The organism is Sphingobacterium sp. BIGb0116 (genome assembly GCF_024808035.1).
Classification (GTDB): Bacteria; Bacteroidota; Bacteroidia; order Sphingobacteriales; family Sphingobacteriaceae; genus Sphingobacterium; species Sphingobacterium paramultivorum.
The window spans coordinates 253,715-280,257 of the sequence record NZ_JANUDT010000005.1; the positions used below are offsets into that span (position 1 = coordinate 253,715).

The 26,543-nt window shown below is 42.2% G+C and carries 18 protein-coding genes; 3 read left to right on the forward strand and 15 right to left on the reverse strand.

Annotated elements, in window-relative coordinates; genetic code table 11:
• The first annotated feature begins 65 nt into the window (after positions 1-65).
• Both M2419_RS14015 and M2419_RS14020 read left to right on the forward strand, forming a co-directional pair.
• The gene (locus M2419_RS14015; protein ID WP_153848573.1) at positions 66-2,240 is read left to right on the forward strand and encodes a DPP IV N-terminal domain-containing protein; all 2,175 of its coding nucleotides are present in this window, start codon (positions 66-68) and stop codon (positions 2,238-2,240) included.
• A 22-nt stretch (positions 2,241-2,262) separates the two neighbouring features.
• On the forward strand, positions 2,263-3,936 hold the full coding sequence (locus tag M2419_RS14020; protein ID WP_259255277.1) for a M1 family metallopeptidase: 1,674 nt from the start codon (positions 2,263-2,265) through the stop codon (positions 3,934-3,936).
• A 254-nt stretch (positions 3,937-4,190) separates the two neighbouring features.
• Here the strand turns inward: M2419_RS14020 and M2419_RS14025 are convergent, their stop codons facing one another.
• The 13 genes from M2419_RS14025 to M2419_RS14085 all read right to left on the reverse strand — a co-directional run bounded on the left by M2419_RS14025 (position 4,191) and on the right by M2419_RS14085 (position 23,320).
• A complete protein-coding gene (locus M2419_RS14025) occupies positions 4,191-6,422 on the reverse strand; it encodes a S9 family peptidase (RefSeq protein WP_259255278.1) in 2,232 nt (743 codons plus the stop codon).
• The gene (locus M2419_RS14030) at positions 6,409-7,833 is read right to left on the reverse strand and encodes an APC family permease (protein ID WP_153848571.1); all 1,425 of its coding nucleotides are present in this window, start codon (positions 7,831-7,833) and stop codon (positions 6,409-6,411) included. Before M2419_RS14030 ends, M2419_RS14025 begins: the two co-directional genes overlap by 14 nt.
• Positions 7,834-7,839: 6 nt before the next feature.
• Positions 7,840-9,612, reverse strand: coding sequence for a DUF885 family protein (locus M2419_RS14035; RefSeq protein ID WP_200845601.1), 1,773 nt, complete (start codon positions 9,610-9,612; stop codon positions 7,840-7,842).
• A 31-nt stretch (positions 9,613-9,643) separates the two neighbouring features.
• The gene (locus M2419_RS14040; protein WP_259255279.1) at positions 9,644-10,906 is read right to left on the reverse strand and encodes an FAD-binding oxidoreductase; all 1,263 of its coding nucleotides are present in this window, start codon (positions 10,904-10,906) and stop codon (positions 9,644-9,646) included.
• 40 nt (positions 10,907-10,946) lie between these two features.
• Positions 10,947-11,945, reverse strand: coding sequence for a 4-hydroxyproline epimerase (locus M2419_RS14045; protein WP_182332804.1), 999 nt, complete (start codon positions 11,943-11,945; stop codon positions 10,947-10,949).
• Between the two features lie 35 nt (positions 11,946-11,980).
• On the reverse strand, positions 11,981-13,438 hold the full coding sequence (locus tag M2419_RS14050) for an aldehyde dehydrogenase (NADP(+)) (RefSeq protein WP_182332806.1): 1,458 nt from the start codon (positions 13,436-13,438) through the stop codon (positions 11,981-11,983).
• A 169-nt stretch (positions 13,439-13,607) separates the two neighbouring features.
• Positions 13,608-14,507, reverse strand: coding sequence for a dihydrodipicolinate synthase family protein (locus M2419_RS14055; protein WP_075991855.1), 900 nt, complete (start codon positions 14,505-14,507; stop codon positions 13,608-13,610).
• Positions 14,508-14,912: 405 nt separating this feature from the next.
• Entirely contained in the window at positions 14,913-18,008 is a 3,096-nt protein-coding gene (locus M2419_RS14060) for an efflux RND transporter permease subunit (protein WP_153848566.1), read from the reverse strand.
• 1 nt (position 18,009) lies between these two features.
• Entirely contained in the window at positions 18,010-19,116 is a 1,107-nt protein-coding gene (locus M2419_RS14065) for an efflux RND transporter periplasmic adaptor subunit (protein ID WP_153848565.1), read from the reverse strand.
• Positions 19,113-20,387 (reverse strand): TolC family protein, encoded by a 1,275-nt coding sequence (locus M2419_RS14070; protein WP_153848564.1) that lies wholly within the window; start codon positions 20,385-20,387, stop codon positions 19,113-19,115. Before M2419_RS14070 ends, M2419_RS14065 begins: the two co-directional genes overlap by 4 nt.
• 90 nt (positions 20,388-20,477) lie before the next feature.
• Positions 20,478-21,824, reverse strand: a complete 1,347-nt coding sequence (locus M2419_RS14075; RefSeq protein ID WP_153848563.1) for a HAMP domain-containing sensor histidine kinase — start codon at positions 21,822-21,824, stop codon at positions 20,478-20,480.
• A gap of 2 nt (positions 21,825-21,826) precedes the next feature.
• Entirely contained in the window at positions 21,827-22,507 is a 681-nt protein-coding gene (locus M2419_RS14080; RefSeq protein WP_153848562.1) for a response regulator transcription factor, read from the reverse strand.
• 282 nt (positions 22,508-22,789) lie between these two features.
• Complete coding sequence (locus tag M2419_RS14085) at positions 22,790-23,320, reverse strand: NAD(P)H-dependent oxidoreductase (RefSeq protein ID WP_153848561.1); 531 nt, start codon at positions 23,318-23,320, stop codon at positions 22,790-22,792.
• Between the two features lie 153 nt (positions 23,321-23,473).
• Here M2419_RS14085 and M2419_RS14090 point away from each other — a divergent pair, with 153 nt between their 5' ends.
• Positions 23,474-23,833 (forward strand): helix-turn-helix domain-containing protein, encoded by a 360-nt coding sequence (locus M2419_RS14090; protein WP_153848560.1) that lies wholly within the window; start codon positions 23,474-23,476, stop codon positions 23,831-23,833.
• Positions 23,834-23,865: 32 nt separating this feature from the next.
• On the opposite strand, the gene M2419_RS14095 is transcribed toward M2419_RS14090, so the two are convergent.
• Positions 23,866-24,363 (reverse strand): DinB family protein, encoded by a 498-nt coding sequence (locus M2419_RS14095; RefSeq protein ID WP_153848559.1) that lies wholly within the window; start codon positions 24,361-24,363, stop codon positions 23,866-23,868.
• Between the two features lie 376 nt (positions 24,364-24,739).
• Positions 24,740-26,422, reverse strand: coding sequence for a glycoside hydrolase family 32 protein (locus M2419_RS14100; protein WP_153848558.1), 1,683 nt, complete (start codon positions 26,420-26,422; stop codon positions 24,740-24,742).
• Positions 26,423-26,543: the final 121 nt, after the last annotated feature.

The window sequence follows — 26,543 nt, forward strand, 5'->3', positions numbered from 1 at the left end:
AACATAATGATAAACCCAAAAAGTAAACTTAAATTCTTTTGGGGTCAACTCAAACAGATAAACAAATGAACAGCATTAAACAGTCGATCTTTATTATTCTAATACTGATTTTTCAGGTTCCAGCTTCCCTTTTTGCGCAGCGACTCTGGACAGATCATGGTGATCAATATTATGAATTTTCCGACAAAGGAATAGAAATGGTCAACCCCAAAAATGGGGTGCGCTCCATCTTCCTTTCACAGCAATCGCTTATTCCGAAAGGCGCAACAGCAGCCTTGAAAGTCGAAAATTTTTCCATTTCCAAAAACAAGGTGCTTATATTGATCTATACCAATAGTAAAAGAGTATGGCGCGAGAATACAAGAGGCGATTATTGGGTTTACAACAAGAAGACCAATCAGTTGCAACAACTAGGCCAAAAATTCCCGGCCTCACAACTGATGTTTGCGAAATTTAACCCACAAGCAGATAAAGTCGCCTACGTTAATAAAGCCGACCATAATGTTTACGTGGAAGATCTCGCTAATGGCAGCATCGTTTCCGTTACCAAAGATGGAACAGACCGTTTAATCAATGGTACTTTCGACTGGGTATACGAGGAAGAATTTGGCTGTAAAGATGGTTTCCGCTGGTCGCCGGACGGTGCTTCCATTGCTTATTGGAAGCTTGATGCCCGCAACATCCGTAATTTTCTGATGATCAACAATACGGATAGCCTCTACTCCTATACCATTCCCGTGGAGTATCCTAAAGTTGGACAATCGCCGAGTGTCTGTTCGATATGGACCTATGAAATCGCCACTGGAAAAAATACCATGCTGAATATCCCGGGAGATCCCAACCAGCACTATATTCCCCGCATGGAATGGTGTCTTGATAGCAAGCAGGTTATCCTAGAGCAGCTCAACAGAAAACAAAATGAGAGCAAAATCTATACCGTCGCTCTCTCCGATAATAAAGCGCAAAATATACATCAGGAGCAAAGCGACTCGTGGATTGATATCAAAGCACGATGGAACAATAACGATCCTTCGGGATGGGACTGGGTTCAAGGTGGCAAGGCCTTCATCTGGGTCTCGGAAAAGGACGGCTGGCGCAAAATCTATCAGATTGATTTATCGGGCAACGAGAAGCTGGTTATGAAAGCGGACTACGATATGATCAATCTTGATTTTTTCGATCCGAAAAATGAAACGATTTATTTTACCGCCTCTCCAAGCAATGCAACGCAGAAGTATCTGTATAGTGTATCGACAAAAGGCGGAATTCCAAAAAGACTGACCCCGGCCTCATACGAAGGCACCTGCGATTATGATATTTCAAAAGACGGTAAAATTGCCATCTTCAGCTTTAGCAACCGGGCAACATTAAAGCACAATGCCGTTATTGAGTTACCGACACACAAAGTACTCGTAGACTTTGATTTTAAGCGTGAAAAGAAAGTCAGCGATGGTATTGCCGAGTTTTTTAAAGTTAAAACAACCGACGGTATTGAGTTAGACGGCTGGATGGTAAAACCACTTGATTTCGATCCCAATAAAAAGTATCCTGTCGTCTTTATGGTCTACGGCGAACCAGCATCACAAACTGTATTAGACAATTTTGGTGCAGGTTATAACAGTTTATATAAAGGAAATATGGCGCAGGATGGCTACATTTATATTTCTTTGGATAATCGCGGAACCCCTGCTCCTAAAGGCAGCTTGTGGCGAAAAAGCATCTACCGCAATATCGGACAGCTCAATATTCGCGACCAGGCTTCAGCAACACAAGAAATCCTGAAATGGCCTTTTGTCGACAATTCACGTGTGGCCGTCTGGGGCTGGAGCGGTGGCGGATCAAGCACGCTTAACCTACTGGGACAATATCCTCAAATCTATAAAACGGGTATTGCTATTGCAGCTGTAGCAAATCAGTTACTTTACGACAACGTATACCAAGAACGCTACATGGGCCTCCCCCAAGAAAATCTTGCAGACTTTGAAAACGGCTCTCCCCTGAAATATGCAAAAAACATCAAAGGTAATTTACTCTATATCCATGGAACCGGAGACGACAATGTGCATTATCAAAATGCAGAAGTCCTGATCAATGAACTGATCAAAAATAACGTGCAGTTCCAGTTGATGTCTTACCCCAACCGCAGCCATTCGATCAGCGAGGGACAAGGTACACATGAGCATTTAAAAACATTATTTACAAACTATCTAAAATTACATTGCCCTCCGGGTGGAAGATAAACCGAATAGTTATCATTTACAGATGAAAAGAATACTATTATATGCATTGGGAACCTGCTGTCTGCTGACCGCAGGCATACAGCAATCAGCAGCGCAGCTGATGAAAGAAAAAAATGAATTCACAAGAGCGGATTCACTGCGCGGATACCTGTCACCGCTGCGAACCTGCTACGATATCCAATACTATCATTTGGATGTTAAGGTAGATATAGACAATAAGTTTATTTCGGGTTCAAACCTTTTCCGTTTCAAGGCCACAACTGATTTTAATCGCCTGCAATTTGATCTTTTTGCAAATCTCAAAGTAGACAAAGTCGTATATAAGGGGAAAGAACTTTCCTTTACCAGAGAACACAATGCTGTCTTTGTCGAATTTCCTGCGACTATCAAGAAAGGAATACAGGAAGAGTTTACGGTATATTACGAAGGCCATCCTACAGAAGCCCTCAAAGCTCCCTGGGACGGCGGCTTTGACTGGAAAAAAGATAGCAATGGAAAGCCATGGGTGGCCACGGCATGCCAGGGTATGGGCGCGAGTGTCTGGTGGCCAAACAAAGACCATCAATCCGATGAAGTGGATAGTATGCTGATTTCCATCGCTGTCCCAAAAGAGGTGATGAATGTATCCAATGGACGTTTGGTCAAGGTAGAAAAGATGAAGGATGGTTACACCAAATACCACTGGAAAGTTGCCAATCCAATCAACAACTACAATGTCGCCATCAACATCGGCGACTACGTTCATTTTAAGGAAAAATACAAAGGTGAAAAAGGACCATTGGATATAGACTATTATATTTTGCGCGAAAACGATACGGCAGAAAAAAAAGCCCATCTTCAAAAAAACGCCAACCAGACCTTAGAAGCCTTTGAACATTGGTTTGGTCCATATCCCTTCTATGAAGATGGCTATAAACTTGTTGAAACCTACCATACCGGCATGGAACACCAGAGTGCCATCGCCTATGGTAACCATTACCAGAATGGCTATCGCGGCGGGGATGCGTCGGGAACCGGCTGGGGACATAAATGGGATTTTATTGTGGTCCACGAATCTGGTCATGAATGGTTTGGCAACAATATTACTTCAGCTGATCTGGCCGATATGTGGATTCACGAAAGCTTCACTAATTATTCCGAAGGCTTATTTATCGACTATTTCTATGGTAAGGAAGCCAGCCAGGCTTACGCCCATGGTATCCGGAGCGGGATCCAAAATGATAGCCCCATCCAGGGCCCCTACCACGTAAATAAAGAAGGATCTGGGGATATGTATCCCAAAGGCGGTGTTATGCTTAACATGATCCGTACGATGATCGACAATGATGAAAAGTGGCGGAATATTCTCCGGGGATTAAACAGCAAGTTTTATCACCAACAAGTCGATTATAATGATGTTGTCAACTGCGTAAGCCAGCAGTCCGGTCTAGACCTTTTAAAAGTATTTGAACAGTATGTAAAACATGCTGCCATTCCTACACTAGAAATCAAACAAGATCCTTCAGGCAGAATATTAGGCCGCTGGATCAGCGAAGTCAAAGGCTTCCATATGCCCATACATATTGGCGTAAAAGGTCAAAAAAGAGAACTTATCCAGTTGGACCAACGTTTCAGACCGATTAAAGTGACCGGTTTAACGAAAGAGAATATCGATATTGATACGTTTAACTATTATGTCGGCGTATTGGTCGAATAAAAACAGCTTCAATGTTACCAACATGAAATAAACACAGCGCCCCAGAAAGTTAGCTACTTTCCGGGGCGCTGTATTTCTGAGCCACTCTTATCGCTTCATACCTATTCCCAATTGAAATAAAACCTTCATGACTTCGCAGACACCAACAGCAATAAAAAGCATACCGAAGGTCCTTTCTGGCCAATAAGATCCAGACACTTTCAGAAAAAACAGGAAATAGGCCTGCATTAGCGGATTATTGTCCTGATGAAAGATCAATACTGATTCCAGGCAGGCGGATCTACGCCAAGAAGATGTTTTACAAAATAGTCCCTTCTTTTTCGTTCACCATAATCTCCCCCGGAAGAATGCCCCATTCCAGGAACCATAATAAAATCATGATTCTTACGCGCTTTGATCAAAGCATCAACCAATTGGAAAGTGGATGAAGGATCCACATTATCATCAAGTTCTCCAACAATCAGCAAAAGATTTCCTTCCAGCTTAGCAGCATTTTCAATATTGGAGCTAGCCGCATATTCAGGACCTACAGGCCAGCCCATCCATTGCTCGTTCCACCATATTTTATCCATTCGGTTATCGTGACAGCCACAGGAGGAAACGCCAACTTTGTAAAACTCGGGATGGAATAACAGCGCGCCGGTTGAACTTTGGCCCCCGGCAGATGTGCCATAGATCCCTACCCTGCCGGTATCCATGTATTTATATTGTTTTGACGCAGCCTGCATCCAGGCAATTCGATCCGGAAAGCCCGCATCTTTCAGATTTTTCCAACAGACATCATGAAAAGCCTTTGAACGATTTGAGGTCCCCATGCCGTCGATCTGTACCACAATAAAGCCCAATTCGGCGAGTTCGTACATCCCGCTCGGGTTGCTATAAAATGATTTGGGTACGAAAGAACTATGCGGTCCCGCATAAATGTATTCGATGACAGGGTAGCTTTTAGCAGGATCAAAATTCGTCGGCCGAATAATAATCCCCCAGATATCCGTTGCGCCATCACGTCCCCTGGCTTTAAAAACTTCCGGTGCACGCCACCCTGTAGTTTCGAGCAGACTACTGTTTGTTTTCTCCAACTCCATGATAAGACGGCCATTTTTGTCGCGCAATACTGAAATTGGCGGCTGATCGACCCGGGAATACGTATCCACAAACTGCGAATAGTCTTTATTGAAAAAAGCTTGATGATTTGCATTTTCTTCGGTCAGCAGTTTTAAGCCCTTTCCGTCTAAACCGATAGCGTAATAGTGGACCAAATAGGGATCTTCTGCGGCATTCATTCCGCTGCCTTCGAAAATAACCGTTCGTTTTTCAGTATCAACATGCACAACTTTCCGAACAACCCAGTTGCCTTTCGTTATCTGGTTCTTTATTTTCCCAGTAATTCCATCATAGAGATACAGGTGGTTCCAACCATCACGTTCAGAGGTCCATACAATCTCCTTTCCATCGGCCAGATCCTCCCGGTATTTCTTGCCGCTATAATCAATAAAGGTCTTATTCTGCTCCTGAATCAGAAAACTCGAGGTACCACTATTTGCATCCATTTGCATGACGCCATAGACTTGATGCCCCCGTTTGTTATACTCGAAGGTAAATGCTCTGCTGTCATCACGCCAGGAAAGATCCGAAAGGTAAAATTGATTTGGTATGAGCGCGGCATCAAACACCGACAGTCGGTCTTTTTCAAGATCATATAAGATGGGTAGTTTTTGCGCCAGCTCATCTCCGGGCTTCACGTAATCGCGTGTCTGAATTTTAGGCTGCAGCTGATCTTTCGGAGAAGATTCAATAAGCGTCAGTTGCCTGGTCTCTATTTTTTGAGTTTTTACTGTAGCCAGCTTACGGCTATCTGGTGCCCATTGAATATCATTGCTATAATAATTTGCCGTGTTGCCATCAAAGGTAATTTGTCGCGCCTCGTTTGTGTTTCCCTTTTTTGCCAGGAATACATTATTATTGCGGATAAATGCCACATATTTTTTATCTGGAGACTCAACTTCCCCATAGGCATTTCCCTGTTCACGCTGCCCCCAATATCGCGTATTTCGATCTTTTTTTCCACTTGCAGCGCCCTGGCTCAATTGCGAGGAACGGCGGTTCCAGATCCACAGGTAGCCCGCGATATCGAGCGACACTTGATCCTCGTCCAGCAATTTTATCTGATCATTGGAAATAACACGATTTTCGATTTTCTTTCCCAATTTTTCATCCACTAACGAAAATACTTTCGTCAGATCAAACAGCTGTTCTTTTGTTTTTGCCTGGGGATTGACCAAAATATACTCTTTTCCCTGCAACGTATTTCGATCATACCAAAAGAGATCCCCCTTATCATTCCAATAAAATTGGCCGGGCTGATTTTCAATTTTGTTGGTCAATTGTTTTTTTAGGTTTTGTGCACGTGTATAATCTGCCAAAGTTCCTTGACCAAACAGAAACTGTGCCGACAACAACAAAACCGCTGTACTAAGAAACTTCATACTTTCTTCGCTTAGGATTGATTAAATAATAGATCGGGATACCCAATAGTGCAATGATAATGCCTGGCCAGGTATAGTTGGGTTTAAAAATAACCATCAACCCAATAAAGGCAAGTCCCATCAGAATATAAAGAATGGGAAGAAAAGGATACCCAAATGCCTTATAGGGTCTGTTCAAATCTGGACGTGTGATACGGAGACGAATAATACCCGCAATCGCGAGTACATAAAATATGACGACCACACAGGTAATCATGTCCAATAAATCACCATATTTTCCGCTTAAACACCATATTGACGCAGCGACACATTGTATCCAGAGTGCCCAGGCAGGTACCGCATGCGCATTGAGCTTACCCGCCCTTTTAAAAAACAAACCATCTTTGGCCATAGAATAATACACCCTCGCTCCCGCCAGGATAATCCCATTATTACAACCAAAGGTGCTTATCATGATCATAATAGCTATAATAGTAATCCCAAAAGGACCAAAAACCTCTTGTGCGACACTCATGGCTACACGATCTTTTGGTGCATTGACCATAGCTTCTAAAGGCAATATGCCGGTGTACATCAAATTAGTCAGGAGATAGATTACGGTAACCAGTAAAGTCCCTAATGCAAGACTCAACCCGATATTACGTTGTGGATTTTTAATTTCGCCGGCTACTGCGGAAGATGAGTGCCAGGAATCGCTGCTGAAGAGCGCACCGACCATAGCCGCAGAAAAAGCGCCCATTGCTGAAAATCCATCATAAGATGCATACGTTCCATCCGTATTTAAACGGCGCATTGACCAAAGAGATATATTGTCCCAGTTCCAAGTCCAAACTTCATGTTTCAAAGCAAGGAAGCCAAAGAGTAACAAGAGCAGCAGGCTCCCGATCTTGATCAATGTGATGGATGTCTGTACGCGCTTTCCGCTATTTACGCCTCTTGAATTAATATAGGTTAATACAATAATGACGGCAATTGCCAGCAGTTGCGCTGCAGATACCCGATAATCTGACCATTCTAGCAGGTAAACATCTTCATCCATGAAAGGGAAAAGATAGGCTGTAAATTTCGCAAAAGCTACCCCCACAGCAGCTATTGTCGCAGTTTGTATAACGGCAAAAAATGTCCAGCCAAATACAAAACTCAATACCGGCCCATAAGCCTCCCGAAGGTAGATGTATTGTCCTCCTGCCTTTGGAAACATCGCACTCAATTCACCATAGCTCAACGCTGCAGTCAATGTCATAAAACCACAGATCAGCCATACCACCATCATCCAGCCTGCAGACCCCGTGTTGCGCGCAATATCCGCAGATACAATAAAAATCCCAGAACCGATCATACTTCCAACCACCAGCATAGTGGCATCCAATAACCCGAGAGACTTTTGAAAAGTTTGTTTCGACTCACTCATAAACACCTAGTTATTAAAATGATAAAACTTCCAGTTTGTCTCGTAATCGGGCTTTAACCTTTCGCCCTTGATAATCGCTCTCAACATTTCCATCGGTAGATAATTTTCTTTGATCACACGGTCGTGGAATGCAGCAAATGACATTTTCCCTTGATCTACGACCTCCTCTTTGATGCGCATCAATTGCAAGCCGCCTACGAGATAGGCCAGTTGATATAAAGGATCATAGGAACCTTCAAACGATCTCTTTACTTCACCGTGCGCATTAGCCGACTCAAATCCCACGCGGTTTACCAGATAATCGATGCATTGCTGCGGCGTCCACTCACCTAAATGAAATTTAATACTAAAGGTTATTCTTGCACAGCGATGCATGCGCCAAAATAACATCCCGATTCGCTCCTCCGGAGTTTTTGCAAATCCCTTGCTATACAGCAGCAATTCCCAGTACAATGTCCATCCTTCCGTCCAAAATGGCGTGTTAAATGCCTCTTCGCGGTAAGGCTTGTAACGCCTATTCATAAAATATTGCAGATGATGACCAGGAATCAATTCATGTTGGACTGTGCCACGGGAGAAATAAGGATTATTGCCACGCATACTCATCAGTTTCGCCTGCTGATCCATCGTGTTTGTCGGATAGGATATGCTAATTTCCCGTCCGCCTGTAAAAAAGGGGTTGACCCGCTGCCGTTCAGGTGTCATCATAATCATGCCCCAAGTCTCATCTGCCAGCTCAGGAATAGTCATGAGTTTATTTTGTTCAATAAATTGCTGTGCATCGTTATACAATCTCATGATGAGCTCCGGCTGTTCTCCAATGGGTACGTAGGAGTTTTTAACCTTTTCCTGTGCAGCCCGCCAGTCATCGCCGAACCCCATTTCACGGCTCGCTTTCAATAACTCCGCCTCACACCATTTAAACTCTTGATCAGCCAATTTTAAAAGATCGGCAGCGGTATAGCTGATCATTTCTGCTTTGAGTCTTCGGTTTATCTCTTTTTCCCCGATAGGCCAACCAGCAATCTGACTACCGTCATCAAACACTTTCCAATCACTTTTTGCAGCCAATTTCTCCTTATAATCCGACAGCTTGCTTTTCACTTGCTGAAATATGGAGGGTACCCACCAGGTAAATTCAGGGTCATATCCATTATAGAAATCGAAGGTGCTGGTAAGCCTTAAGTCGAGCGAATTTAATAAGGCAACCAGAAAGTTAACATCTGAATAAGGAATATTGGTCTTTTCCTGCAGCGCAGCTATTGACCGATCGATTTCACCGGCAACCAGCGTCAGCTCTTTTGCGACATCTTCTCCTGCCAGACGCTTCCCCCTACGGCGTTCCTTTTCAAGTGCAAAAATTCGCTGTGCGAAAGGTAAATACACGGATAACCGGTTGTAATTCGACTCATCTTCTTTCAATGAAAGGAGATCACTTTTTAGTTTGCGCTTCAGTAAGATAAAATCTACCTGCCCCGATGTTTCGAGTTCTTCATAGGGGAACTTGTCCAGCTTGTTCAAATATTCGTTATCCAAACGTTGAAGACGTGCTAACTGTTCGGGCGAAGCGGCAGCCTGCTGGTTGCCCCAGCCTTTGGGCATAGGGCCATAAAAATAGTTGATCGCCTCAACATCATGCCCATATTGTACAATATAAGGCTCTATAGGTGTTGTATGGTCGTATAATTTCATCTTTTGTGCATGCATGGAGACCGGGAATAGAAAGAGCAGTCCATAAAACAATGTTTTGGGAGCTTTAAAAGAAAAAGAACGATTCATAATTCGGGTGTTGGTTTATATCATAATTTTATCAGTCGAAACGATCAGGCCTAAAACCAGCGATTTCAGACTCTATTTTCTGTCCTGCCAATAAATCTGCAACAACTTTCCCATAGGCAGGGCCCAAGCTCAAGCCCATCATACCACCCCCGCCGGCAACTAGGACATTATCAAATTTTTTCAATCTTCCCAGATAGGGCAATCCGTCAGGCGAGCAGGGTCTGTAACCATACCATATTTTTTCGCTTGGGTAATCAACCTTCAATTCCGGATAATATTTAGGAATGGATTCCACAATTCCGCGGACACGATTTTCATAAATTTTGTCATTTGCTGGTCCCAATTCCATCGTACCGCTGAATCGGATCTGGCCATTCATGGGTGTTACAGCAACACGAGCCTCCAATAATAATGCCGCATGATTCAATGTATTCTCTTTCTCGGGCTGATACATAAAAGAATACCCTTTTCCTGGCATAAGCGGTGTATTTACGTGCAACTTTGATGTCAGCTGCGGCAAATAAGCGCCACCAGTCAAGACAAAAGCATCCGCCTGAAAACTTCCTTTGTTGCTGATCGCCTCTTTCACCTTACTTCCGACCGTTATAAATTTATTGACTTCAGTTTCTTCGAAAAAAGCTACGCCTGCGGCTTTCAAATATTGAATCAATTGCCGCATTAACTTTGGTGGATATAATTTTCCGTCACAGCGATAAAGTATAGCACCTAAAACATCTAGCTTCAGATTAGGCTCCAGTTCTTGAACGGCATTCCCCTCCAGAATATCGACATCAAGTCCAAGATCCTGGGCACGATGAGCCAATTCAATTTCTTCATGCTGCATTTCCTTGGATTTATACATCATCAGGATCCCGTTCTGCTTCAGTTCAAAATCAAACCCCTCCTCCTGCGCCAATTCATCATATAATCTGCTGCTGTAGAGATTCAAATCACGTATTGCAGTCGCATGCTGTTCTACGTGTGAGCGATTAGCATGTTTTAAAAACTTCAATCCCCAATTGATCATTCGTGGATTTAGCGAAGGCCGTACATAAAAAGGGCTTTTACTATTGAACATCCACTTTATCCCCTGCGCTACAATACCGGGGGCAGCCAAGGGCGTAAAATGACTGGGGACAATCATGCCTGCATTGCCATAAGAACAGTTATTGTCCAAGGTATTTTTTTCGAGGATTTTCACATCCCATCCGTCTCTTACAAGGTAATAGGCGGAAGCAAGTCCTGCAATTCCTGCACCAACGACGACAACCGTACCTCTATTATTTTCTTTCACGTTGCTCTTGTCTTATTAATTTTTTAAATCACCTGAACTATTAAATCACCTGAAAACCGCCAAAATAAGGATCCTCATCATCCAAAAAAATGGTATTATAGCCTGTTATCCGTGCCCAGCCTTCGATGGATGGGACAATGGCCGGTTTGCCATCCACGGTTGTTTCAGCCTCAATTTTACCAGTAAATTGTGAACCGATATAACTTTCATGTATAAACTCCATCCCTTTCTTAAGTTTCCCTTTAGCATACCATTGCGCCATACGGGCTGATGTACCTGTACCACATGGTGAACGGTCCAATGCATTGTCGCCAACCAGTACCGCATTGCGTCCCGACGAGTTGGGGAGTTTAGGATCTCCTGTCCATTGGATGTGAGTCAATCCATGTATATTAGCATCTTCGGGATGAACAAAAGAATATTTTTCGTTCAGCAGCTGACGGATTATTTTTCCGTAATGAATGAGCTGGCTGGCTGAATAGGAACTGATATCTTGAAAATTAGTCTGCGGATCAATAATGCCGTAGAAGTTTCCACCGTAAGCAACATCGACGCTGATGTTGCCTAGATCCGGGCAATCGACCGTTAAGGCTTCAGCATATAAAAAGGACTTGACGTTCGTAAGCTTTACACTTTTCACCTTAGGTCCCTCTTGAACATAATCGATATGTACAAGTCCAGCCGGAGTTTCCAGCCTTAATTTTCCGGGAACTTTAGGTTGAACGAGCCCCTCCTCAATGGCAATCGTCACCGTACCGATCGTTCCATGTCCACACATCGGCAGACAGCCGCTGGTTTCAATGTAAAGGACACCAATATCATTTTGCGGATCAAAGGGCGGATAAAGCATACTGCCGCTCATCATGTCGTGCCCTCTTGGTTCAAACATCAATCCCATACGGATCCAATCGTACTCACGTATAAAATGCAACCTGCGCTCCATCATGGAATTCCCCTGTAATAATGGGGCTCCTCCTGCCACCAATCGCACGGGACAACCACAGGTATGCGAATCAATACAAAAAAAAGTCTTCTTCATTTCTGATCACTTGTTTATATGGTCATTTGTTTCTATTATGCTTTAGTCCATTGCTGATTGACCAAGCGGTCAATTTGTAATGGGTTTCCGTCTTGTAGTTCTTTAGGCAAAAATTCATTTGGCCAATTTTGAAAACTAATGGGGCGAAGAAAGCGCTTTACCGCATCGGGCCCTACAGAAGTAAAACGCGCATCTGTGGTTGCCGGATAGGGTCCGCCATGATGCATAGCATACTGTACTTCAACCCCAGTTGGCATACCCTGAAACAAAAGCCTTCCGCATTTGTCCTGTGCAATTGAAAAGAGTGCCTGGCATTCGTGGATGTCCTGCGCCGATGCCGCAAAAGTGATGGTTATCTGTCCTTCGAGCTGCTCCATTACATTTTTCATTTCATTGAGGTCCGCACAGGATATAATTAGTCCAAAAGGTCCAAAAACCTCTTCCAATAACTTAGGATTAGCCAAAACTTGGCTTGCTTCCGCCTCAGCAAGCAGGGCCTGAGCAAAATCTTGCGCTGTATTATCCTGCCCTTCTTCCAATATACTGACACCATCGTATTGAACCATTTCCCCTTTTAAACGGTTGTAACTATCCAATATTCCTGCGTGCAGCATTTTGCCGGTAGCGGCAGCTTGAAGTTCCTTCTTCAACTCCGCTTTAAATCGATCTAGTTGTTCGCCGCCGACACTTACTAAAACACCTGGATTGGTACAAAATTGGCCAACACCTAAAAGCAGTGAGGCAATATACTGCTTAGCAAAAGGTTCCAGATTGTTCCCTAAGTAGTCCGGTAAAAGAAAAACCGGATTTACGCTCCCCATTTCGGCAAATACAGGAATAGGATCAGGTCTTGACTGGCCCAGGTCAAATAAAGCTTTCCCACCACGGAAAGAACCTGTAAATGCAACTGCTTTTACGAATCTGTGGCGGACCAATTCTTGTCCAGCAGCAAATGAATCCGACAGCACATGATTAAAAACGCCACTTGGGGCTCCTTGTTTTGAGATCGCCCGATCAATAGCGTCAGCCATTAATTGCGAAGTTTTAAGATGAGCGGGATGTGCTTTTACGATAACCGAACAGCCGGCACCAATGGCACTGGCTGTATCCCCACCTGCCGTTGAAAAAGCAAAAGGAAAGTTGCTTGCGCCAAAAACCACAACAGGACCAAGCCCTTTATTATACTTCCGTAAATCAAATTGACCATTTGGGTCACGATCTATCCGTGCTTCACTGTATAAACCAGTTCGCACAGCATCGGCATATCGACGCCATTGATTGACCGTTCTCGCTTTTTCACCTTGCAGTCTACCCAAAGGAAGGGCCGTTTCCAGATGGGCCGTTTCAATCAGGATGTCTCCCAATGCCTCAATTTCAGCGGCAATGGCATACATCAATTCCGCCCGTTCAATTACATCAGTTTTTTGAAGAAACTGAAATCCAGCCTCCGCCTGTTTTACGACGTAATCAATCTCATTTTCGTTTCTATCCATTCCTTTTGTTTTTATTGTAAGTATCTATCTTCAAAAATCAATAAAAACCTTCCTGATATCTTTATTCCTTGCGGCCTTAAATATAATAAGAAGGTCCTTTTCGCCTATTTTTACCCGGTCCTAAAAAGGAAATTTTCTGAACCTTCGTCCAGAAAGTTCAGAAGCATTCCTATAATTGTGGTCTAGTTGCGATTGAATCTGCAATAATTTTTTTAACACGTTGTTCTTCCTCGCCGATCAATGGCAATCTGGGAGCGCGTGTATAAGGTGTTGAAATTCCTTCTGCTGTCGCCGCCAATTTAATATATTGGACCAATTTAGGATGAATATCCAATTCCAATAAAGGCATAAACCAACGGTATATTTCTACAGCCTTGCTGTACTCGCCAGCCTTTACAAGATCGTACATGGCCACAGTTTCTCTTGGAAATGCGTCGACCAGTCCAGCAACTAAACCATCAGCCCCTAACATCAAAGACTCAAGCCCCAACGTATCTACGCCAGCCATAATCTTTAATCGATCACCAAAACGATTTTTCAAACGCGTGATATTTGTTAAATCTCGTGTAGACTCTTTCACTGCCTGAATATTTGGTTCCAATAAGAGTTCCTCAAACATATCAAGCGATACATAAGTACTATAGTCAACAGGGTTGTTATAGATTAAGATTGGCAATTTGGTGCTTTGTGCAACAGCACGAAAATAAGCGACCGCTTCTCTATCATCAGCTCTATAGCGCATCGGTGGCAATAACATCAAACCATCTGCGCCTAATTCTTCACTGGTCTGAGCTACTTTGATCGCTGCAGCAGTTGTATTTTCTGCAATATTCAACAACACCGGTACACGCCCAGCAACAACCTTCAACGCATATGTCAATAAATCATACTTTTCTTCCGTACTCAAAACACTTGCTTCACCCAATGATCCAGCGATAATCAAACCGTGAACGCCTCCATCCAATTGTGCTTCAATGTTTTTACCAAACATATCAAAATCCAAATTTCCATTTTCATCAAATGGTGATAACATTGCAGGATAAATTCCTTCCCATTTAAATTGTGCCATAGCGTATTATTTTAATATTTCTTTATCACAAATCTATTTGGAATAGCGAGGTCAATCTTCTTATGAATTAATCAACACTGACCTAATATTGACCTTTTCTAGTAAATACAACTCATGAAAAAGCGGAAGAATGGCTTTCTAATTTTAAATACAGATTTATAACTTATTTCAGCAAAACTTCAGATTAGTGCTTTGTAATTTGAAATTTGATTTCAACAACTTAAATGTAAGTTCAACATTTATAACAAGATTTACAAAAAATAGCATGTAAAAGATATATACATGTTTATCGGCGTAAAATTTTGACAGCTATTATGGAATGTATAGCTGCAGATTAGAAATAACAAAGGTTGCACTGTCTGACAGGCAACCTTTGTATCGTATATAATAATTAAAAATGGGTAACTAATCGCGGCTCTCCTTTTTATAAGAGAAGTAAAAAACGATTGGCAGTACGGAAAACGATAGAATCATACAAATAATCAATCCGCCGACAATCATAATAGCCAAGGGTTTTTGGATTTCAGATCCCATTCCGTTTGAAAGTGCAGCCGGCAATAACCCCATTGCCCCCATTAACGCAATCATTAGGATGGGTCTGATCCGGCTTTTTACAGCTTCATAAATAGCGGGTTTCAAGCTCATTTTATTCAACAGATTTTCTTTCATTATCCCTATTAAAACAATGCCGTCAATCGTGGCTACACCAAAGAGAATAATAAATCCGATACCCGCCGAAATTCCAAATGTCGTCCCAGTAACCCACAGCGATACAAAACCGCCTATAAAAGCAAATGCCAGTGTCAGCGAAGAGATCAACGTATCTTTGACGTTGCCAAAATTGGCATACAACAAGAGTAAAATCAAAATAAGAGAAATTGGCACAACATTCATCAGCTGTTTTGTAGCCCGTTCTTTGCTTTCGAATTCTCCGGCCCACACGACCTTATAAGATTTGGGCAATTTAACATCTTTTTCTATTTGTTTTTTTGCATCTGTAATTGTACTTCCCAAATCCCGCCCTTCAATGTTGAAGCCAACACCGATATAACGGGAATTGCCCTCTCTGTAAATAAATGCCGGACCGGTATGGTAATCTATTGTTGCGATCTCCCGAAGCGGTACTTTCTGATCATTCATCGTGGGAATGATGATATTTCCGATCTTCTCAGGATTGTCACGATACGATTTTTGGAAGCGGAGACGTACATCAAAGATGCGCTCGTTTTCATAGAAATGTGTCACAGATTGCCCGCCAATAGTCATCTCGATCACAGATTGCACATCCTTGGTCGAAACACCATATTTGGCCATTTTCGAATCATGGAGCTGAATCCTTAGTTCAGGCAAACCGATATTTTTGAAAACATTGATGTCCGTAATACCGTTCACCTTTTTAAGTGATTCGGCAAACTTATTGGCTTTATTTTCTAAATCTTGTAAATTCTCACCAAAAATTTTGATGACCAGCGGACTTTTTACTCCGGCTACATACTCCTCTACATTATCCTGGATCGGCTGGCTAAAACCAAAATTTATTCCCGGGAAAGTCTGTAGACTATCCCGCATCTGACCAATCAATTTCTCTTTTGACAGCTTTCTTTTCCACTCGCCTTCGGGTTTCAATTCAATATTGAATTCAATATTGAAAAAACCGGTTGGATCTGTACCATCATTGGGGCGGCCTGTTTGCGTCATGATAAAATCAATCTCGTCAAACTGCTTCATCAATTTTGCTTTCATGGTTTTGGTCAGCTTCACAGATTCTTCTAGGTTGACACTATTGGGTAAGGTTGCGCGGACATAAATTGCACCTTCATTCAGTTTCGGAAGAAACTCTGAGCCATAATGGCTAAACCGGAAAATACAGACGAGCAAAGCAGCAATAAAAATCGACAATGTCCATTTTGGATGGTCGAAAGCTTTCCTAAAACCTTTAAAAATGGCATTGCGGCTGACCTTGGTGATCTTATTCTCATCTTCTTTGATATTCTTTTTCAACAAGTATTTACACATCGCGGGCACATAGGTCAAACTCAGGATCAAGGAACCCAACAAGGCATAACCGAGCGTAAAGGCCAATGGTGAGAACATCTTTCCTTCCACCTTTTGAAAAGAGAAAATCGGCGTCAATGCGACAATCAAGATCAGTAGGGCAAAAAAGATATAGCCTGCTACAGAGCCGGCACTTTTCTTAATGATCCCTAGTTTGGAGATTTTATTAAAGCGTTCCGTCCCGAGCCGATGAGCCTCTTTTTCCAAGGAGACAAAAACAGTCTCCACGATGACGAGCGTTCCTTCGAGCAACAATCCAAAGTCCAATGCCCCCATGGAAATCAAATTTGCAGGGAGCCCCTGTATTTTCAAACAAATAATCGCAAATAGGAAGGCCAATGGGATAACCGATGCAACGATAAAGGTTGTCTTCCAATTGTTTAAAAAGATAAAGACAATAATCGAAACCAGAAGAACACCTTCTATCAGGTTTTTGGAAACCGTATGCACGGTATTATTTACCAGTTTTGTGCGATCAATAACTGGTTCAATCTTGACATTTGCAGGTAAAATACGTTGATTCAGCTCCGCTATTTTTTCTTTTAACTTTGTCACAACTGCAGATGGATTTTCTCCCCTGAGCATAATGACAATTCCCTGGACAAGATCATCTTCCTGGTTGAGTCCCACCTGTCCAAGCCGTGGCTTTGCCCCCAGTTCGATTTCGGCTACATGCTTGACTAAAATCGGTGTATTGCCGACCACCTTGATCAAAATATTACCAATATCATCGATTTTATCCAATAGGCCTACACCACGCACAACATAAGCCTGATTTCCTTTTTGGATCACATCGCCGCCAACATTGATATTCGAACGCGATACGGCTTCATAAACATCCAGTGGCGACAGGTTATAATTGGCCAACTCTGTTGGATTGATCTTTATTTCATAGATCTTTTCCTCTCCCCCAAAGCTGACGACATCCGCCACACCGGGCACACCGACAAGCTCCCTTTCAATCACCCAATCCTGAATGGCGGAGACTTCCTTGATCGGAAGATTACTTTTCACTACATAGCGAAAAATTTCTCCGGTAGCACCAGATGGTGGTTCGATGGAACTCTCGGCCCCTTCTGGTAAATCAATGGAACGCATCTTATTACCCGCATACTGTTGGGCATAAAAATCCGCTACCCCATCCTCAAATTGAATCGTTACAACAGATAACCCAAACAAGGAGATGGAACGAACATCCGTTTTCTTTGGAATGGTATTCATTTCTTTGGTAACAGGCAGTGTAACGAACTTTTCTATTTCTTCAGCACTGCGCCCGGGCCACTGTGTGATAATCCTGACCCGTGTGTTGGTCACGTCGGGGAAAGCCTCGATCGGTGTATGGAGGTAGGCATATATTCCGCCGAACAATAATGCCAGCGTAAAAAACAGGACGACCAAGGAATGTTTCAATGAGAATGAAACAATATTTTGTACAACTTTCTTCATCCTATCTATTTATCAGTTCATCGAATACGATCAGCTCATTCTCCGTCAGCACCTGATCTCCCTCGGCTACACCAGATTTGACAAAAGCGTATGTTTCATTCTCAGCGACAATATCAACAGCTTTAACCGACAGGTCGCAGTCATTTTTGTAGCGTACAACGAAATTCTGATTGTTATGGAGGATAATAGCATCTTTCGGAATTGCCAGCATACGCTCTCCCTGTCCCGAAACAGCCTTTTCGACCAGCACATCCACGCTCATGCCCGGCTTCAATCTCAGGTCTTTGTTCAACAACTTTACGCGCGCTTTGACCACACGTTCTTCCGGATCAAAGAAGTTGGCGACCTGATCAATATAACCGTCAAAAGTTTCACCTTTATAAGCCAGTGTAGTAATCTTGACAGGAGCCCCGTTTTTGACAAAAGGTAAATTATTTGCATAGATATTGACCGAAACCCACACCTCATTCAGTTTACTGACCGACAGCAAATCGGCGTCATCGCCAACAGTCATACCAGGACTCACCTTTTTATCTACGATATAGCCAGCTTTGGGTGCACGGATGTAAAACACACCATTTTCCGAGGAACCATTCAGCAAACTCATGTTCGCTTTCACATGGCGGATTCCAATCTGCACGGCTTTCAATTCACTTTCCATCTCTTCCAGCTCCCGCTGGGAAGCCATACCATCTTTCAGCAGGCTACGCAGGCTAAGCAATTTACTCTCCGTCAGCCGCTTGCTATTTTCCAGCTCCCGCAGCTCCTTTCCTAAGTCATTGACCGAGGTCCCTTTAAGCGATACCAGAATCTGTCCTTTTTCTACATAATCGCCCATCTTGACCGAAACAGACTGCACGATACCGGGTATAGGGCTCTTTAACGCAGCAAGTTCATCCTGATCGTATTGGATAACCCCATTTAAAGCGATCTGTTCAAATACCGTTCGCTTCTGTATCGAATCAATTTTAATTTGGTTTTTAAAGTCGGCGCTAAGACAAAAGCCTTTAGTAGCTGGAATAGGCTGCTCATCATTTTTCGCCGGCTGACAGCTCCACAATAAACAAATAGACAGCAGTGTCAATGGCGATAAAAAATTACTTTTCATGAGACAATATCCTTTCCGATCAAGTACATCAGTTCCTCCTTATACTGAAGATATTTCGCCCTGCGTTCCAATATTGATTCTTTGTTTTCCATATAATTATTGATAAAATCTATAAATTCAACGATGGTCAGTCTCCGTTGTTGGAAATTGCGCACATAGCGTTCTAGCGCTACGTCCAATTTACCATCAAAGCCGATATCCGTTGTCTTCAAACTCGTTTCAAGGTTGCTGAGCCGCTCCGAAAGGAAGTCGATCTCCCGTTCGATGTCGATACGAAATTGCTCGATTTCCACTTTATTTTTCTCAAGTTCCAGCTTAGCGATTTTGATATTCCCCTGGTTCCGGTTAAATAGAGGAAGATCCATAGCAACCCCCAGCCCTATAAAATCGCGCATGATATTTCCGCCACGGTCGTAATTCATGGAGACCTGCAAATCTGGTATACGTTCGGCCTTTTCTATTTTCAGCTGAGCATCACTTTTCTTCAATTCGTTATGGATGATCTTATAGTCGCTGCGATTGTCGAGCGCCATCATTTTCCATTCTTGTTTTTTTCCCTGGAGAAAATGCGGCATGCCGATCGTATCTGATATAGTGAGTGCGGTCCCTTTCTCTCCGAGATAGCGCGCAACCTCATTCATTTTTGTGATTTTTTCCTGTTGGATTTCATTCAGTTTGTTACCAAATGCGATAGACTCGCTTTGAATCCTGAGATAGTCCATCTCACTTACATTGCCTTCTTTCCACTGATTTTGGTATGATTTTGCCAACGTCTGAAAGATATCCACCTGACTATTGTATAACTTCTCCTTTTCCTGCAGGATCTGCAATTCGAGACATTGGCTCCGGAGATCATATTTTAGGTTCCGCAGCAATTCCTCAAATTGGAGCTGGGCATTTTCTTTTTCGAGAAGCTGCAATTGCACCCTTTTTTTTCGTTTGTCAGCCATTTCGATGGTCTGTTCCAGTTCGATCGCCACCTGCTGGTACTTACCGTAATTTCCGATCAGAGCCGGAAAGGATTCGCTGGAAGGGTTTTTCCAAAGATTGACTTCGGAGATGGAAATCGTTGGATTGGGCCACAACTTTGCCTGAAGCACGGCAGCTTCGGCTTGCTGCATATGAAAACGCTGCGCCATTAAGGTCAGGTTATGGGCAAGGAATACCTGCTCGATTTCCGCCTTTCGCAAACGGTTTTCAACCGCCTCCTGCGAAAATAGTTTGCTATTCAGGCCAAGAAGTAAAAATAATGTAATACGTAGTTTTCTCACTTAATTTTGAATTTCCACAAAACTAAATGACAGGGATTACAGGCAACTTTAGGTTAAATTAAAGTTTGATTAGAAGGGATTAGAAAATGATTAGAATTGAGGAAATAATAGGGATACCGTTGTACCTAGATCATTTGAACGAATATCAAAGTCTACCCCTTGATCCTTAAATACAATCTGCGCAAAAGAGAGACCGATGCCGCTGCCCTTAACTTTACCAACATTTGATCCTCGATAAAAAGTCTGTTTCACAGACTCCAGTTCGGCTTGTGGGATACCAATACCATGGTCCATGATTTGCAAAGACAGCCTGCCATTTACACCTGTCATTCGGACAAGAACTTCCTGCCCATTTGCATATTTCAGTGCATTTTCGATTAAATTGGAAATAGACAGACTGACGAGCATCTTATTGCCCCGAAAATTAAAGTATCGCGGTTCATCGACCTGTATATCGACTTTCAAGGGCACGGCAAATGATCTCGAAAACTTAGGAACAAGATCCCATACGATCTCGTCTATGCGAAAGGTTTCCAGTGAACGTTTCAGCGCCTGATCGTCGGTCAGCAATAGAAAATTACCAATAAGCTGATTTAGAAAATTCACATGCTCAGTAATGGTTTCGGCCAATTCATGATATTCTTCTTCACTTCTGACCTTTGTACCGAAGACCTCCATTGAGCCCAGGATTCCCGCCAAAGGCGTTCGAAACTCGTGTGAAACATAACTGACAAAATTCTTTCTAATAATCATATTTTCGCTGATCCGACGTAGGAGCGCATTATAACTCTCAATAAGATCTTGTAGTTCATCCTTCGTTTTTATAGTCGTCAGGGGCTCCTGAATCGTGCTTAAATCCTTATGCTGAATTTCTTGGATCACTTTACGAATGGGGAGATAAGCATATTTACTCAGCCAAACCGACAACAAGGCAATACTGATCAATGCAACGAGAAAAACAAAGACAAGCGTAATGAGCAAACGATTCAACTGATGATCAAAATCTGCGCTCGACTCTTTGACAAACACAAAAAAATCGCCCTGATTATCTGGATAATACAAACCAAAATAAAAGCTATCTTCTGTTTTAAAATAAATCGTTTTGTCTGATTTCAGCTGGCTCAGCAAATCCTTATTAATTTGACTATCAAAACGCATACCGCCATAACTTACTTTTCCTTCGGCGTTATAAACTGCTACCATGGCACGTTTGACCAGGCTTTCATATTGATTTTTAGATTCCAAATGCTTTAGTGGGCTCTGCTCATCCGCCTCGAGGTAATAAATACCAGCTATTTTTGCATTTTTTTCGAGGGAACTGATCAGATGTCGTTCCGAGGAATTATAAAATATCCAGTAGATGACTAGCGTTGCAAGCCCAAAAATAATGGTGAATACCAGCGTAGAAAAGAGTGTAAGCCGAATTTTTAAATTCATTGTCAGTCCGTTGTAAGCATATAACCGACTCCTTTCACCGTTTTGATAATGGAGGTATCGCTCCCCTCATCAACCTTGCCTCTTAGATAAGAAACGTACACATCGACGACATTGGTGCTGTTATCAAAATCGATTCCCCAAACGGCCTGCAAGATTGCAGTACGTGAAACCGTTTTATTCCGATTTTCGATCAGATACTTAAATAGTTTAAATTCTTTGGGAGAGAGATCGACATTTTTACCATTCTTATGAACTTCATAACGTTCAAGATCCACTTTTAAATCACGAATTTCTACGCTACTGTCCTTTGGCGCGTTTTTATAATTGTCCCGGCGTACAAGGGCTTTGATACGGCTCACCAATTCCTTAAAGGAAAAGGGCTTGACGAGATAGTCATCAGCACCACTTTCCAAGGCCTCGACCTTATCTTCAATCTCCCCTAAGGCGCTCAAAATCAATATCGGAATATGATTTTTTCGATACCTGACCATCTTCGTAAACTGGATACCATCAATTCCGGGCAGCATGATATCAAGTACAATAATATCCAAAGAATCTGTATTGATCCATTCACGTGCAGCTTCCGCAGATTCAACTAAAATGACCTGGTGCCCCATTTCTTCCAGACCTTTCACCACAAAGCTGCTAATCCGGCGATCGTCCTCTACTAAAAGTATCTGCATATTATACGCTGTTTATTTTTATGCGGGATTATAAAAATTGCGAATTCCTCCCGGAATTCTACAAGTATACGAATTTACAATTTAATCACTCAGTGTCCCATAGCGGCTTGGTTACGAAATCACGACCAATGCCAACCCAATTCAGGTGTAAAATATTGCACATCCTATAATTTGTTTATATTTAGCTTAACAATTCGGCAAGGAATCAATATGAACACAGTATTGCGCTCCAACAGGAAAAGAAGTCATGAGAGCAGCCTTGTTGACATATGAATTCACTGACTATAACTGCTCCAGAAAACTCAGATACTGCGAAACACTTTGCGCTATCCATTCTTTGGATGACTCTTTTTCTATTCCGTAAAAGACGAAAGGCTTTTTATAATTCGCTTTAACATAGTCAAAAGTAATTTCAAAAGGACTTGTTAATTGCTCCATGCTATATTTATACTTACCCGTAACCCCATACTCCTTCTCGTCAATCCCAGCCGAAATCGCTAATGCGATTTTCTTTCCTTCCAGTTTATACCCACTTTTTTTACCGTAAGCCCACCCGTAGGTAAGCACCTCATCCAACCACTGCTTAAAAAAAGGCGGGCAGTTAAACCAATAAAAGGGGAATTGAAATACAATTTTATCATATTTCTCCATCATCTGCTGTTCTGCCACGACATCAATTTTACCGTCAGCATAGACTTGATGCAACTGATGGATCTCATACAAATCTGGGTGGTTTTCCAAGGCCCTGACCCAACTTTTACTTACGAGAGAGGTCCCAAAATTAGGGTGAATAACGACTATTAATGTTTTCATATTTTTATTTATGTATCTATGCACAAGTCACCAGGTCTAGCCAATTCATTGCGGCAATTTTAATAAACGACATGACTGTGATTTAAAAATAGCGACATAATTCCTATTTTGGCCTATCTGTAACCCAATTTAGGTACTATAAAAAATGTGCGTATGACTAAAATCAAGACGAGTTCCACTAACTTTTCAAATAAAAAGCAACTTGAGCATAATTGCCCCGAAGTCTTTGCCGCTAATGTGATTGGCGGTCAATGGGCGCTAGCCATTTGTTGTTATCTCATCAATGGCGCGCTACGTTATTCTGAAATCAAAAGATGTTTACCAGGTATCACTGAACGTATGCTCACCCTACAATTGCGAAAGCTGGAAGAGGATAACATTATAAAACGTACTGTATATGCAGAGGTACCGGCACGCGTACTCTATGAGCTAACTGCGCTGGGTTATGAACTCAAACCAATTATTCAAGAACTTGGGAAATGGGGAGAAAAGTTACAACAAGTTCAAAAATAATAGCCTCTAGCGGACAAAAATATAGTTTGTTTTTAATTGATACATCGTGCCGTTACCAGTAATTGGCCAACATGGCGCTGTGCATGCTCGGCAGCGTGGAACAACAAACCAATCAAGGTCGTAGGGATCCGTTTTCTACCCAAAAAACGCACTTCCGTCAAGGTTTCCGGATCAATTAACGCTAGTTTTTGCACAGATTGCTGAATCTGTCGGTGTAAGTTTTCTACAAGCGCTGTTACGCTCACATCGCTATTTTCTATACCTTCCTTATGGAGGTCGTCAAATTGCTCATCCGACAAGGATTTGTTTTCGGCATAAGTAAACATGCGATCGATTACCCCACGAATATGCTGAAGGTGAAAACCTATACTGGCATTACCCCCCGGTTTTGTCCAAAGTTGTGCTGAAGATAGTTGTGCAGTATACTTTAAAACATCTTCTTCAACCTGCAAGAGTGCATGAGCAACAGGTTGGAGAAGAGCAGGAACCCCTTCAATAGGTCCACGCATCCATACTTCTAAATTTTCCATGTTTCTAAAATAGCTAATTGTCTACAACTGATGCTTTTTAAAGTCCACCAAGCCAAAGCGTGCAAAAAGAATACAGCGGGCAGTCCGTTTTCGGTAAAAAATACAGTTTACTCCTATAAAAATAGGTACTTCCAATAGCTTGTTTAAAGAAGATTAAATTATTTTTTAAAATAAATTTGCATAGTGTAGGAAATACACTTACCTTTGTATCATCATAATTTAGGTTTATAATTGGTTATTTAAGGTTTTCATTCTCCCCGTTTGAAAACCTTTTTTTTTATAAATGAACAAAAAAATATAGTCTTCCAGCACTATTTTTATCATCCTAACGAATTGACAAAAACAGTCTCTCCATTATCACTATATCATAAAAGTCTTATTTAAACCATATACTGTCAAGCGCATAGAGGTCAGCAGATTCCAATACGGCTTCACCATTAAAAGTGACGAGTTCATAAGTTAAATTATTCCGATCAAAATTATAATTTATGGGCATGTAAACTTCTCCATTTTGCGCAAAAAGCTCGAGTCCTGTCCGATCTACAAGCAACTTCAATGCGAGTTTTTTATTTCGCAGCGGTACTTGAGCCCTTACATTATCAACAAGGAGCTCTTCCGTCGAAACGTTATAATTAATTGCCAAGCCCCTCACATTGATCTGAATATTTTTGGCTTGTTGTGGATCGATGACCAAATCCAATTCAGCAAGCTCAGCCTTAAAATGTTGAAACAAACTTGAATCGTTCGAACTAATTTTCTTTCGGCTGATGCTGAGTTTTTCTTTTCTTAATTTTTGCAATTCTGTCACCGGCACCCGAAAAAGGCGAATACCCTTTTCCGTACTTTTCAATTTGAGTTCCATTGGAATACTCATCGATTGATTAAAAGCGGAGTTCCCTTGATTTGTATGTGTGCGCCACCAGCCGATTTCAATGCGTCGCTTCTTCGGTTCATTGCTAAAAGTTTGCGCGGCATAATAATCACGGCCATATTGACTAAACAGGCGCTCGATCTCAGGATGAAAAGATTTTCCATCAAACTCTCCGATCGCATATTGGCTATTAGCCCCCGTCAAAACCCATTTTTTATTGTTCGGGTTACCGTCTACCGCCAATTCAAAGAATTCGGGACACTCAAATAAATAACGGTCATTACCCCGCCCGCCTTTTATTTTGCTCGCAAATGTCCATATTTTTAAATCCTTTGAGGTAAAAATCTGCATCGTGTGTTGTTCCTGTTCCTCTTCAACATAAAGTACAAGAACCCATTGCTTTGAGGGGGCATGCCAAATTACTTTTGGATCTCGGTTTCCTGTTGTTATTTTATCCAAAATATGGTTTGGCATTTTCTCAAATTTCTGACCATCCAAGCTGTATGCCAATCCCTGTCCCCATGATTTCTCCGCAGCGGTATAAAACAGGATCATAGGGCTTGTTGCCCCATTTTTTCCAAAACCAGCGGTATTGTTACTATCCACGACAGCTCCACCGCTAAACATGACGCCAGATTCGTCTGGATATAAAGCCTCTCCCAATTCCTTCCAATGCAACAGATCGGAGGACACGGCATGCCCCCAATGCATATTGCCCCAATTGGTTCCATAGGGATTATGTTGAAAAAACAGGTGATATTGTCCATTAAAAAAGACCAGACCATTCGGATCGTTCAACCAACCTCTCTTGGCCGAAAAATGAAATTGTCCCCTTCGATCTTCAGCATAGACCTTATCGTTATCATCGGTATCACTCTGTGCAATAGGATTAAACAAAGGAACTTCTTTGTCTGATGTATTTGCCACCACCTTAAGCTGCTGTCCCTTCCACTTCCCTATATCAAGATAGGCTATCCAATCATAGGTACTATCTGCCAGTTCGACATCAAACCACCTTACTTTATCGTTTCCCAGCCATACCTCCACATGACGTTTGGGAGCACCATTTTTAATTGGAATTTTAAGATACCGATGGGTTGCCTGAAAAGATTGGGTTGATAAATTTTGACCATTGGCATTAAGGATAAATGCTACAATGCCTATAAAGAGCAGGGATACTTTATACATGACGTTAAGGTTTAAAAATTGAATTGCTGCATCACAAATATACCTAAGGGAGGAGAATTACTTTCTACTAGGACTGATCAAAATAGCGCTGATTTGTCTCAATTTGCTTGGGATTATCAGC

Bases quoted from the DNA above. Each gene is read 5' to 3' on its own strand.
- M2419_RS14015 (WP_153848573.1), top strand. From the start codon at position 66: ATGAACAGCATTAAACAGTCGATCTTTATTATTCTAATACTGATTTTT.
- M2419_RS14020 (WP_259255277.1), top strand. From the start codon at position 2,263: ATGAAAAGAATACTATTATATGCATTGGGAACCTGCTGTCTGCTGACC.
- M2419_RS14025 (WP_259255278.1), bottom strand. From the start codon at position 6,422: ATGAAGTTTCTTAGTACAGCGGTTTTGTTGTTGTCGGCACAGTTTCTG.
- M2419_RS14030 (WP_153848571.1), bottom strand. From the start codon at position 7,833: ATGAGTGAGTCGAAACAAACTTTTCAAAAGTCTCTCGGGTTATTGGAT.
- M2419_RS14035 (WP_200845601.1), bottom strand. From the start codon at position 9,612: ATGAATCGTTCTTTTTCTTTTAAAGCTCCCAAAACATTGTTTTATGGA.
- M2419_RS14045 (WP_182332804.1), bottom strand. From the start codon at position 11,945: ATGAAGAAGACTTTTTTTTGTATTGATTCGCATACCTGTGGTTGTCCC.
- M2419_RS14050 (WP_182332806.1), bottom strand. From the start codon at position 13,438: ATGGATAGAAACGAAAATGAGATTGATTACGTCGTAAAACAGGCGGAG.
- M2419_RS14055 (WP_075991855.1), bottom strand. From the start codon at position 14,507: ATGGCACAATTTAAATGGGAAGGAATTTATCCTGCAATGTTATCACCA.
- M2419_RS14060 (WP_153848566.1), bottom strand. From the start codon at position 18,008: ATGAAGAAAGTTGTACAAAATATTGTTTCATTCTCATTGAAACATTCC.
- M2419_RS14065 (WP_153848565.1), bottom strand. From the start codon at position 19,116: ATGAAAAGTAATTTTTTATCGCCATTGACACTGCTGTCTATTTGTTTA.
- M2419_RS14075 (WP_153848563.1), bottom strand. From the start codon at position 21,824: ATGAATTTAAAAATTCGGCTTACACTCTTTTCTACGCTGGTATTCACC.
- M2419_RS14080 (WP_153848562.1), bottom strand. From the start codon at position 22,507: ATGCAGATACTTTTAGTAGAGGACGATCGCCGGATTAGCAGCTTTGTG.
- M2419_RS14085 (WP_153848561.1), bottom strand. From the start codon at position 23,320: ATGAAAACATTAATAGTCGTTATTCACCCTAATTTTGGGACCTCTCTC.
- M2419_RS14090 (WP_153848560.1), top strand. From the start codon at position 23,474: ATGACTAAAATCAAGACGAGTTCCACTAACTTTTCAAATAAAAAGCAA.
- M2419_RS14095 (WP_153848559.1), bottom strand. From the start codon at position 24,363: ATGGAAAATTTAGAAGTATGGATGCGTGGACCTATTGAAGGGGTTCCT.
- M2419_RS14100 (WP_153848558.1), bottom strand. From the start codon at position 26,422: ATGTATAAAGTATCCCTGCTCTTTATAGGCATTGTAGCATTTATCCTT.